Annotated in this window: 11 protein-coding genes; 10 read left to right on the top strand and 1 reads right to left on the bottom strand. The window is 62.8% G+C overall.

Annotation, left to right across the window (positions count from 1 at the left end; all coding sequences use genetic code 11):
* The 8 genes from KO539_RS28325 to KO539_RS28290 all read left to right on the top strand — a co-directional run.
* On the top strand, positions 1-771 hold a 771-nt coding region (locus KO539_RS28325; protein ID WP_219313515.1), incomplete at its 5' end, for a DUF3108 domain-containing protein.
* Positions 772-1,536 carry a DUF3108 domain-containing protein gene (locus KO539_RS28320; RefSeq protein WP_099401363.1) on the top strand — a complete coding sequence of 255 codons (765 nt, stop codon included), beginning with the start codon at positions 772-774 and terminating at the stop codon, positions 1,534-1,536.
* Positions 1,537-1,794: 258 nt separating this feature from the next.
* Positions 1,795-3,165 (top strand): hypothetical protein, encoded by a 1,371-nt coding sequence (locus KO539_RS28315; RefSeq protein ID WP_219313513.1) that lies wholly within the window; start codon positions 1,795-1,797, stop codon positions 3,163-3,165.
* Entirely contained in the window at positions 3,158-3,892 is a 735-nt protein-coding gene (locus tag KO539_RS28310) for a hypothetical protein (RefSeq protein WP_034753458.1), read from the top strand. The genes KO539_RS28315 and KO539_RS28310 overlap by 8 nt, the downstream gene beginning before the upstream one ends.
* 8 nt (positions 3,893-3,900) lie before the next feature.
* Positions 3,901-6,732 carry an ATP-binding protein gene (locus tag KO539_RS28305; RefSeq protein ID WP_219313511.1) on the top strand — a complete coding sequence of 944 codons (2,832 nt, stop codon included), beginning with the start codon at positions 3,901-3,903 and terminating at the stop codon, positions 6,730-6,732.
* Entirely contained in the window at positions 6,732-7,751 is a 1,020-nt protein-coding gene (locus KO539_RS28300) for a DUF4424 family protein (RefSeq protein WP_219313509.1), read from the top strand. The genes KO539_RS28305 and KO539_RS28300 overlap by 1 nt, the downstream gene beginning before the upstream one ends.
* Before the next feature lie 107 nt (positions 7,752-7,858).
* Entirely contained in the window at positions 7,859-8,437 is a 579-nt protein-coding gene (locus KO539_RS28295; protein ID WP_374106499.1) for a nucleotidyltransferase family protein, read from the top strand.
* Positions 8,438-8,523: 86 nt separating this feature from the next.
* A complete protein-coding gene (locus tag KO539_RS28290) occupies positions 8,524-9,333 on the top strand; it encodes a hypothetical protein (RefSeq protein ID WP_219313507.1) in 810 nt (269 codons plus the stop codon).
* Positions 9,334-9,339: 6 nt separating this feature from the next.
* Here KO539_RS28290 and KO539_RS28285 read toward each other — a convergent pair whose 3' ends face one another.
* Positions 9,340-9,879, bottom strand: a complete 540-nt coding sequence (locus KO539_RS28285; protein WP_257626525.1) for a hypothetical protein — start codon at positions 9,877-9,879, stop codon at positions 9,340-9,342.
* A gap of 154 nt (positions 9,880-10,033) precedes the next feature.
* On the opposite strand from KO539_RS28285, the gene KO539_RS28280 reads away from it, so the two are divergent.
* Together KO539_RS28280 and KO539_RS28275 are read left to right on the top strand one after the other, a co-directional pair.
* Positions 10,034-10,186, top strand: coding sequence for a hypothetical protein (locus KO539_RS28280; protein WP_168208500.1), 153 nt, complete (start codon positions 10,034-10,036; stop codon positions 10,184-10,186).
* Between the two features lie 24 nt (positions 10,187-10,210).
* Entirely contained in the window at positions 10,211-10,450 is a 240-nt protein-coding gene (locus tag KO539_RS28275) for a hypothetical protein (protein ID WP_034753464.1), read from the top strand.
* The last annotated feature ends 157 nt before the right edge of the window (positions 10,451-10,607 follow it).

Genomic DNA, 10,607 nt, shown 5'->3' with positions numbered 1-10,607 from the left:
GCCCCGGCCATCACGGCGCCGGCGCCCGCCGTGGCCGCCGCACCCGTGCCGGCCAGCGCGCCGCCGCCACCGCCCGTCGAGCAGGCACGCCGCTACAAGACGAATGCGCCCGCCTCGGCCCAGTTCGACCTGCATGTGGACCGGCGCGATGCGGACGGCACCAAATGGCAGGGCGTGGCCGCGATGGCGTGGGACAATCGGGGTGACACGTATCAGCTGAAGCTGGAAGTGGGTTTGAGCATGCTGATCACGCGCATCAACCTGCTGGTGCTGACCAGCGAAGGCGTGATCGATGGCAGCGGCATCGTGCCCGTCACGGCCACGGAAAAACGCAAGGGCCGCGCGCAAACGGCCACGCATTTCAACCGCGACGCCAAGGCCATCACGTTTTCGGCCACGACGGCCACGGCGCCATGGCAGGAAGGGGCGCAAGACAAGGCCACCGTGCCGTTCCAGCTGGCCGCCATCGGCCGTGCCGACGTCAACCAGCTGGTGGGCAATATCGACATACTCGTCGGCGAGGAAAAGGAAGCGACCGTGTTCCGCTTCCACCTGGTGGGCGAGGAAGAACTGGAAACCAGGATGGGCCGGCTGGTGACGTGGCATTTGCGCCGGCCGCCGAAGCCTGGCACGTATTCGTCGCAGCTCGATATCTGGCTGGCGCCGTCCATGCAATGGTATCCGGTACAAATACGCAATACCGAAGCGAACGGGGCGCTGACCACGCAAACCGTGACCCAAATTCGCGTCAATGACGCTACAGGAAAATAAATGACTACTTTGAAAACTTTAAAACAATTGCTGGCCGCCAGCCTGCTGGCCGCCACCCTGTCCCCCGCCATGGCGGCGGACGAGCCCGTCGATCACCCCGTCATCAAGCGCCCTTACAAGCTGGCGCCGTCGGCTGACCTCGTGTATTCGATCAAGGCGAAACAGCGCGGCATTGCGCTGTCCGGCGAATCCGTCAGCAACTGGCGCGCCGGCGATGGCAAGTACTCGCTGCTGGCCGAAACCAAGGCGGCCCTGTTCGGCAAAATACTGGAACAGCGCAGCGAAGGCACGGTCGACGATTACGGCCTGGCGCCGGCGCAGTTCGTGGAAAAGCGCTTCCGCAAGGAAGCGGCCACGACCACCTTCAAGCGCGACAGCAAGACCATCGTCTTCAGTGAAGGCGATGAAACCTATCCGCTGAAAGGCGGCGAGCAGGACCGCAACAGCACCGTCTGGCAACTGGTCAGCGTGGCGCGCGCCACCCCCGAGAAATTCACGCCCGGTTCGGAATGGAGCTTCTTCGTTGCCGGCCGTCACGACGCCGAACCGTGGACCTTCAAGGTCGTCAAGCAGGAGACCGTCGCCACCGGCCAGGGTCTGGTGGAAGCCGTGCACCTGATCAAGGCGCCGCCGCCGGACAAGAAGGGCCAGCAAGTGGACCTGTGGCTGGCGCCGTCGCTGGAATGGTATCCCGTGAAGGTGACGTTCGCCGATGAAGACGGCGATTACGTCGAGCAAACCTTGCAAAAGATCGTCAAGAAGTAAGTGCTCGCTATCAATTTTTGCGTCAAATTTTCAACCCTGATGCAGAAACCGGGGTCGGACCCTCAGGGTCCGACCCCAGCCCTTCGCCGTTGGGGTTTTCGTCAATACAACACTCGGCTACCTGACTGCCCGCTGGCTCCCCTCCCATGCGCTAAATTGCATGTCAGAACTGATATACTGACGCCCCCGCCCCGCAGCGCCGCGTTAGCCCGCAGCGCCGCCCGCTGAACACTCATCCGGAAAAGAATGATTGATATAATGGCAAGTACAGCCGTGGCTACGGATGCAAATCAGACAGAGCAAGAGCATCACGATTCCTTGCAGGCGCATTTTCAGCCCAATATTTCGGCCGACGAGATCGAGCAGGTATTTCACTTGAAGCGGGCGCAGCCTCTGCTGCAAGTGTTTACGGCCCTGTTCCACGGTGGTTTCGATGGCGTGCTGGTGCGTCTGCTGGTGTTGCGCGAGCTGGCGTCCGATGCGGCCACGTCCGCCTATACGCGCGCCGATATCAATACGAAACTGGCGTATCTGTTGCCCGAAAGCCTGGAAACGGTCTTGCTGCGCCTGCGCTCGAACCAGTTGCTGGCCTGGGATGCGCAGCAGGGCGTGTACCGCGTGACGCCGATGGCGCGCAATGTGCTGTCCGCCATCGACAGCTTGCTGGGCCTGGGCCAGACGGAAGACGAAGCGGAAATGGGTTTCCTGCTGTCGCAGGTGGCGGGCGCGCAAGCCGTCGGCGGCGTGTCGGTCGAGCAACTTCAGCATTTGCTGGGGCGCCTGGTGGACCTGACGGAAGAATTCTCCGACGCCATCGCTTCCGGTTCCGAATTCCGGCTGCGCACGGCGCAAGCGAAGTGGAACATGGCCTGCGACTGGGTCGAGAAGGGTTCCGAGATTCTCGTGGCGATCACGTCCGATGAAAACGCGGACAGCGCCACGCACAAGGCGGCGCAGGCGATCGGCCGCGCGCAAAGTAAATTGCTGAACATGCAAGGCATGTTTTCGCGCGCCCTGAACCAGATCGAGCGCCAGCGCGTGCACCTGGGCCAGTCGGGCCTGTCGACTACCGACATCAAGCGCTGGCTCTTGCTGCACGACGACCTGGCCAGCCTGGCCGACGGCGCCATCGACCAGCCCGTCGTACCGCTGTTCTCCACGCCGGCCGAAATGATCGATGTGGCCGAAACGGAACTGCTGTCCGAACGGGCGGCAGGCGTCATCAACACGGGCCTGCCTAGCGGCGAGGATGCGCCCACCACCATCAGCGACGGACCCGCCATGCAGCTTGAACTCGATGACCTGTTGGACCGCCTGTCGAACTTCGCCAGCCTGGGCAATTTCCCCAGCATCGGCGAAGAGGGACCGAAATCCGTGCCCGTGCAGGATTCCTTGCTGCCGGCCAGCTTTGCCGTGGCCTCGTACCGCGCCTCGATGCTGCCGCTCTTGGGCGACGTGTCCGAAGCGAGCTTGCAAGGCTCGACGGCCGAACTGGCCCGTTTGCCGATTACCTTTACACCGACCGACGAGATGGTCCAGCTGACCGACCCCCACGTGGCGGCCATGTCGATCGCCTCGCTTTCACTGAATGTTTCACTTGATTTAGATAGCGGCACCGCCGATGAATGACGATTCCCAAATCCTGATTGCGCGCCTGCTCACGCATCAAACCCTGCGCCGCGACGACAAGCTCGTCAAGCGCGTGCTGTCCGACGAGCTGTTCCGCGCCGAAATCGATGCGCGATTGCTGGCCTGCGGCTTGAAGCTGCTCGACAACGTGTACGCCGACCATGTCACCCTGGCACTGACGCGCACCATCGAACCGAAGATTTTCGGCGCGCGCGATGTGTGGCAAAACAATAACTTCGGCCTGGCGCGCGATGGCGTGGCCTTGCTGGTGGTGCTGTGGGCGCAGATCATTCTGCCCAAGCGTGAACGCCAGGAAACGCACCAGCACGCGGACGACGACCAGAACGATATGTTCGGCACGGAAAAACCGTTGCCGCGCGCGGAAGACGCGTCGATCGGCATTTCCTACAAGGCACTGCTGTCGGACTTCGGCGACAAGCTGGGCAAGAAGACGCGCATGGACATGAACCTGGGTACCCTGGCCAAGCTGGGCTTCATCGAGCGTCGTGGCGATTTCATCCTCGAAGGTCCGCTGCTCGACCTGATGATGGATACCGACGTGCTCAAGGAACGCATCATCAACGGCGCCCTGGCCGACGTGTTCAAGCGGGCGCCGGCACGTCTGGTGGCCGTCGACCTCGATGCTGACTTATCGGCTGATTTGTCCGCCGACATCGGCGACTTGCCAGATGCGGGCGACGAGCCTGCGTCCGACCTCCCTCACTGAAAGCGCCCATGTTTCATATCAAATCACTTGAACTGGTGCACTGGGATTACTGGCAGCGCATCAAGAACATCCCGCTCGACGCGAAGATCATCACCATCGCGGGGCAGAACGGCTCCGGCAAGACCACCTTGCTCGACGCCTTGCGCACCTTGTTTGGCCTCGACTGCTCGATGGGCCGCACCTATAAACACTATGCGCGCCATTCGGGCCAGCAGACGGCCTGGCTGCGCGCCGTGGTCGACAACAAGAACGTGGGCAAGCAGCTGTCGAACCGCCCGTTCCGCAGTTCCGGCTTCTTCAGCGACGATGAAGTGACCCTGTTTTGCCAGATACAGAAGAATGGCGGCGACTGGAAGCGCCAGTATCTGATGCGTCCGGGCAATGTACAGATCGAGGACATCACGGATGCCAACGACTGGCTCGGTGTGGAAAACTACCGCAAGCGCCTGGCCAATGCGGGCTTGTCGCCGGCCATGTCGAAAGTGCTGGCGCTGGAGCAGGGCGAGACGGACAAGCTGTGCGAATACGCGCCGCGCCAGCTGCTCGACCTGGTGTTCCAGGTGTTTGGCGACAAGGAAGTGCTGGACGCCTACGATGAAGCCAAGCGCCACCAGCGCGACACGGAAGTGGAGCTGAAGCGCTTCGAAACAGAGCTGGAAGCGTCGAAAACCAACCTGGAAGGCTTGCGCCTGCGTGTGGCCAATTACCACCAGTGGGAAGGCCTGCATAAGGAACGTCGCAACCTGCTGGAAGAAGTGCTGCCCAGCCTGCAGTACCACGAGGCGCGCGAAAAGGCGGCCATCGCCAGCCGCCAATTGCGCGATGCGCGCAAACCGATGGCGCAGGCGGATCAGCAACTGACGGACAAGCGCAATGCGCTGGCCGCGCAGGCGAAGGCCCTGTCCGACGCGCAGATGAATGAGACCTTGCTGGAGCAGGAATCCATTGGTCTGCAGAGCCGTTTGTCCTTGATCAATGCCAAGCTGAAACCGCTGGACAGCCTGCTGGAACAGAAAGACCGCCTGCACAAGCTGGCGGCGGACTCGGGCAGCGATATCGCCGAAGTGGCGGCCCAGCTGGAACAGAAGGAAGCGGAACTGCTGCGCCAGCGCCAGCAGCGCGACGCCTTGTCGGCCCGCATCGCGGGCGAGCAGGCAACGATTGCAGCATTGCAAGGCAAGACGGCCATGCCGGAGCCGGATAATGTGCGCGGCATGCGCCGTGCGCTGCGCGACGCGGGCATTCCCCACGCGATGCTGTCCGATATCGTCGAAGTGACGGACAGCCGCTGGCAGGGCGCCGTCGAAGGCGTGCTGGGCGGATACGCCTCGGTCGTCTTGCTCGACAAGGCCAAGGATGCGGCTGCCGCTTACCGTTTGGCCGAGAAGGAGCGCTACCGCCACTTCATCGTGCCCGAGCTGGTGACGGCGCCCGTCGCCAAAGACGAGAGCCTGCTGGCCGTGGTGAAATTTTCCGCGCCTGTGCCGAGCTGGCTGATCGAGCAACTGTCGCGCATTGCTAGAGTCGATTCCGTTGAAGCCGGTTTCAAGCTGGGCAACCACGAAGAGTGGATCACGCCCGAGGCCTATCACCGCGAACGCCGCGGCGGCCGTTCGCTGTTCGTGGAAGCGTCGCGCTACCGCTTCGGCCAGGCTGGCCGCAGCGGCCGCCTGGAAGCGCTGCTGCGCTCCCTGCCGGGTCTGGAAGGCCAGGAAGACACGCTCACCTTGGCGATCTCGAAGCTGGCGGCCGAAGTGGGCGCCTTGAAAGCGCGCATCGCCGGCGTCGACGCGGCCAAGGAACTGAGCGCACGCCAGGAAGAATTCGCCGAAGCGCTGCGCAATTCCAAGCCGCTCAAGGAAGAGCGCCTGGAAGTGGGCGGCCGTCTGGGCGAGCTGCAAAACCTGACCAAGAACGCCACGGTGGCGCGCACGCGTGCCGATACGGTGTGGCAAAACGCGCGTCTGGCCTTGTCGGAAGCGGAAGCGGGATCGCGCCTTGGCTACAAGAAGCAGATTGAACAGCGCGCCGAGCATGCGCGCGCCTTGCTGGCCCTGCGCCATGCGTGGCGCCACCTGCCGAAAAGCTGGCGCCGTCCCGCCCGCCGCGCGGCGCTCGTGGCCGAGCACCAGAACGCGCACCAGGTCGATCTGCGCGTGGCCAGCCTGCAAAACAGCCTGGCGCGCGACGACTGGGAACTCGACGCCACCGTCATCGACCAGCATCACCGCCTGTCGGACCAGCTGCATGGCCGCCAGTCGGAAACGGACGAGCGCCGCTACCAGAACAACCGCGCCATCGAAGCGACGGGCAATGCCCGCGGCGCCTACATGGAGCGCTTGCGCTACACCATCAAGACCTACAGCAAGAACATCAAAGAGCTGGGCGAACTGGCCGGCATCGAAGTGCATGCCGACCCCGTGCGCCTGGAAAATGACGACGTGCAGCTGTCGCAGGCGGGCTTGCACGTGCGCTTCAAGTTCGACGGCAAGGGCGTGATCGGCATGAACGATGGCGAAGCGTCGGGCGGCCAGCAGGTGATGAAGTCGCTGGTGCTCTTGATCGGCTTGCTGAAATCGGAAGACGGTTCCGGCGGCTTCGTCTTCATCGACGAACCGTTTGCCCACCTCGATATCCGCAATATTCAATTGGTCGGCGAGTTCCTGAAAAATACGGAAGCGCAATACCTGATGACGACGCCGTTGACGCACAACACGGATGTCTACGATCCGTCGGAGCTCACTTTGATCACCAGCAAGAAGAAAAAGGATACCCAATGGGCGCAACCGATTTTCGTGCTGCAGCGCCGCGTCGAGCCCGTGCCGGGCAAGGTGGCGTGATGCGCCGCTTGCTGCTGCCGGCCGCGCTGGCGCTGGCGTACTCGGCGCCAGCCATGGCCAATGACGGCATCGGCTCGGTCAGTGCCGGCGGCATTATCGTCGGCAAGACCGACGCCGTGGCCATGAAAAAGGAAGTGCTGACCGTCAGCGCGGAATTGATCAAGGTCGAGTACGAGTTTCTGAACGAATCGAAAAGCGATGTGGAAGAGACCATCATCTTTCCGCTGCCCGCCTACGAGGCTGGCTACCACCAGTCGCCCACGTATTACGGTCAGCCGCAGCAGTTCTCGATCGAGGTCGATGGCAAGCGCAAGGATTACCAGACCGTGCTGGTCGCCAAACTCGACGGCCGTGACGTGACGGCGCGCTTGGCGCAACTGGGCCTGTCGGATGCCCAGGTCGCTTATTTCCCGTCGTTCAGCCCGTTCGAAAAAAAGGTGGCGCCCTTGAGCGCCGCGCAGCAAAAAGCCATGATCGCCGACGGCTTGCTGGCCAAGCTGTCCGAGGACGAAGAATGGGTGCCGGCGTGGTCCGTGACGGTGGTCTACCAGTGGCGGCAGACATTCCCGGCCGGTAAAACGGTGCGCGTGCGCCATCAATACGCACCGTTCGTGGCCGCCGGCCCCGGTGCCTCTTACCTGGGCGACGGCAAGGAATTTGAACAAAAGTATTGCGGCGACAAGGCTTTCTACAAGACGTGGAACCGCCTGGCGGCGCAACAGGGCGAGAGTGGTTTCGTCAATGCCAAGTGGGTCTCGTACATCCTGAAGACGGGCAACACCTGGAAGAACGGCATCGAGGACTTTACCCTGAACCTGGTCAAGGGCAAGCCGGATGAGCTGATCAGCCTGTGCTTCCCCGGCACGTTTACCAAGATCAACTCCACCACCTTGCAGGTGAAACTGCGCAACTTCCGTCCGCAGCAGGATCTGGACGTGTATTTCGGCAATGTCGAGAATGGCAGCGGGAATACGGGCGAGGCGCCTGCGCTGCGTCCGAACTACTTGCTGAAGAAATAGAAAGACCGCGCCTTGGAAACTGCTGCTCTTCAGCACCCACTGCGTAGACTGTTTCCAGTCGCTTCCAGCCAGCCGGCGCGTGCCTGGAAGCGATCCTGGACCCACGCGTGAGTACGCAGCCGGCACTGGCAGCGCGTTTGCGCGCCATCGCCAGGAGCACGCCCTGGTGCATGCAAGCGCTGCATGCCGTGGCGCAGCTGGGCTTGCCCCACTGCTGCATCGGTGCCGGCGCCGTGCGCAACCTCGTGTGGGACGCCTTGCACGGCTACGCGCAACCATCGGCGTTGAGCGATATCGACGTGGCGTATTTCGATGCGCACGATGTGCATCCGGAAAGCGAAACACAGCTGCGCCAGCGCCTGACCACCTTGCTGCCCGGCGTGCCATGGGAGGTGTGCAACCAGGCCAGGGTGCACCTGTGGTTCGAAGGCGAGTTCGGCTATGCCGTGCCGCCCCTGCTGTCGCTCGACGACGCCATCGCTTCCTGGCCCGAGTTTGCCACGGCGGTCGGCATCCATTTGCAGCCTGATGGCGAGATCGGCATCGTCGCGCCGCATGGCCTCGATGACCTGTTCGACATGGTGGTGCGGCGCAACCCAGCGCGCATCAGCCTGGACGGTTATGCTCAGCGTCTGGCCAGCAAGGACTATGCGGCGCGCTGGCCGCGCGTCATCATCATCGCCTAGATAAATGTGATGTAAAACGCAATTAAATGCACTATGGATACAGATTGCCTATAATTGCCAGTTATCCAATAGTGTTTTCCTGATCCATGTCCCTGTCCATTTCAATGCCGCTGCGCCGCCTCGGCCGTTTATTCTGCCTTTCCTCCGCCCTCGTGGCGCCCGCCGCCTGGGCCGACAGCTATACCGATTTTCAGCAAGCTGCCACGCGCCTGGAAGCGATGATGGCCAAGGCGACGCCACAAGGTAGCTTGCCGCGCCTGGGCGACCCTGCCGTGGCGGCTTTGTTTGCCCAGGTCGCCGATGGCCCGCGCCTGTTCCAGACGCCCGTCGCGGCGCTGCAAGACATGAACCAGAGCGTGGCCCTGTGCGAGCGGGCGACCAACCTGGGCAAGGCGTATTACACGTTTGGCTTGCAACGGCCGCTGCTGCTGTCCGGCGCGGAGCTGCAGCAGGCGCGCCGGGAGCAGGTGACGCAGAACCTGGCCAATTATGGCGATGAAATGGCCGCCCTGTTTGCCTTCGGCGTGCATTGCCATGCGCACTTGATCGGTTTGATGGAAGCCGAGTTCAGCACGCAGCCGGCGCAGGACGTGAGCGGTGCCGAGCGCATGCGCGCCCGCGCCTTCAGCAAGGGATCGAGCACCATGTTTGCGAACGTGGTGCAGTTCGTGCAGGTGCCGTTCTGGAACGTGGCGCAGAAGAAGGTCATGCTGGCAGCGGCGGCGCAGCACGCCACGGCGAATGCCAATCTGATGGCGCCGCCCTTGCGCGAGCGCATGCTGACCAGCCTGGCCGAGGCGGACAAGGATCTCGATCCCACCCTGGCGCCTGCGCTGGCGACGATACGCCAGGCGCTGTCGGTGACGACGTGTACTGGCCTGTGCCAGTACTACTGATCCGGCTTATTCGGCCGCTTGCAAGGGCTTGTTGGGGGGGGGGGGGGGGGGGGGGCGCCGCCCCCCCCCCACCAGGCCCCAGGCATACACGGCGTAGTAGCCGATGACGAGGCCGTAGGCGGCCATGGTCAGCGGGCTCTGGCCGAACGGTGGCGGCGGCACGGGCACGTCCTGGCGCGAGTTCAGGTAAATCTCCATGCCGCGGTACAGCAATCGGGCGATGAACAGCATCGTGATGGCCAGGCCCAGGTAGCGGTGCTGGGTAAAGAAAAAGTCCTTGCCGACGTGCTCGAAGCGCGTCAGCTTCAGGCCCAGCACGCCCAGCCAGCCGCCGGCCAGTGCCGCCGCGCCCAGGCTGGACAGGGGCAGGATGTCGAATTTCGTCGTCGTCGCCAGGAACAACAGCAGTACGGGAAACGCGATCGCCACGCTCCAGTGCCGCCACAGCTGCGACTTCTGGCGCGCCACCAGTTTCTTCAGGCGCGAATAAATGCGCCAGACCAGCAGCGGGACCAGTAACAGCAGGGCGAGGGTGGTGGTTTCCATGTATGCAATCGGGTACGGGTAAAACAGCGATTGTAAGCCAGATGGGGACGGGCGGCGATGCTTGTCAAACGCTAAAGGTTGCATGTTGACATTTACATGGCAGGCGGCGGGCATCTCGTGGTATGGTCTTCTTTTGTCTGCAGGGAGGCCAGCCATGTCAGTCATCCATGCCCACCGCGCGCCCGACCCGGCGCCCGTCGATGAACCCATGCCGGCGCCGGAGCCGCAAGAAGCGCCCGGGCACCATCCGGGGCCCGTGCACCCGGTGCCGCAGGACGATCCCGTGCCGCACCCGCATCCCAGTTAACTTCGTCAAGAAAGGCTGTTTTAGATGGCAATTGTCAAGGAAGTCTACACACGCAAAGTCAGCGGAGAATCGTTCGACTATGAACTTGATTACACCCAAGGCGCGGACGTGGCCTGGATTGCGCGCGTCTACCACGACGGCGTGCTGAAGGGCTCGCCGCACGGCGCGCTGACGGCCAATGTGCTGTCCGGCCCCGCACTGGAACAATACCTGCGCGCGTATGTCGAAGGCATGATCGAGCGGGGGCTCGACGTGGCTGAGTAAGCTGTTTTCAGTATTGATGAAAAAGGGCGCCGCGGCGCCCTTTGTTTTTTGTTGATGCTGTGTTTGAGACCTTGGCCAACAATGTTGTCGGATTACGCCCTGGCGGGCTAATCCGACCTACGCGCATGCACATGGAGCGTAGGTCGGATTAGCGGGG

The organism is Janthinobacterium sp. NKUCC06_STL (genome assembly GCF_019345455.1).
Taxonomy (GTDB): Bacteria; Pseudomonadota; Gammaproteobacteria; order Burkholderiales; family Burkholderiaceae_D; genus Janthinobacterium; species Janthinobacterium rivuli.
Note: the sequence above shows the minus strand (reverse complement) of the source record. Positions and strands in the feature narration are given on the sequence as shown.

Coding starts and splice junctions, on each gene's coding strand:
- KO539_RS28320 (WP_099401363.1), top strand. CDS start 772: ATGACTACTTTGAAAACTTTAAAACAATTGCTGGCCGCCAGCCTGCTG.
- KO539_RS28315 (WP_219313513.1), top strand. CDS start 1,795: ATGGCAAGTACAGCCGTGGCTACGGATGCAAATCAGACAGAGCAAGAG.
- KO539_RS28310 (WP_034753458.1), top strand. CDS start 3,158: ATGAATGACGATTCCCAAATCCTGATTGCGCGCCTGCTCACGCATCAA.
- KO539_RS28305 (WP_219313511.1), top strand. CDS start 3,901: ATGTTTCATATCAAATCACTTGAACTGGTGCACTGGGATTACTGGCAG.
- KO539_RS28300 (WP_219313509.1), top strand. CDS start 6,732: ATGCGCCGCTTGCTGCTGCCGGCCGCGCTGGCGCTGGCGTACTCGGCG.
- KO539_RS28290 (WP_219313507.1), top strand. CDS start 8,524: ATGTCCCTGTCCATTTCAATGCCGCTGCGCCGCCTCGGCCGTTTATTC.
- KO539_RS28285 (WP_257626525.1), bottom strand. CDS start 9,879: ATGGAAACCACCACCCTCGCCCTGCTGTTACTGGTCCCGCTGCTGGTC.
- KO539_RS28280 (WP_168208500.1), top strand. CDS start 10,034: ATGTCAGTCATCCATGCCCACCGCGCGCCCGACCCGGCGCCCGTCGAT.
- KO539_RS28275 (WP_034753464.1), top strand. CDS start 10,211: ATGGCAATTGTCAAGGAAGTCTACACACGCAAAGTCAGCGGAGAATCG.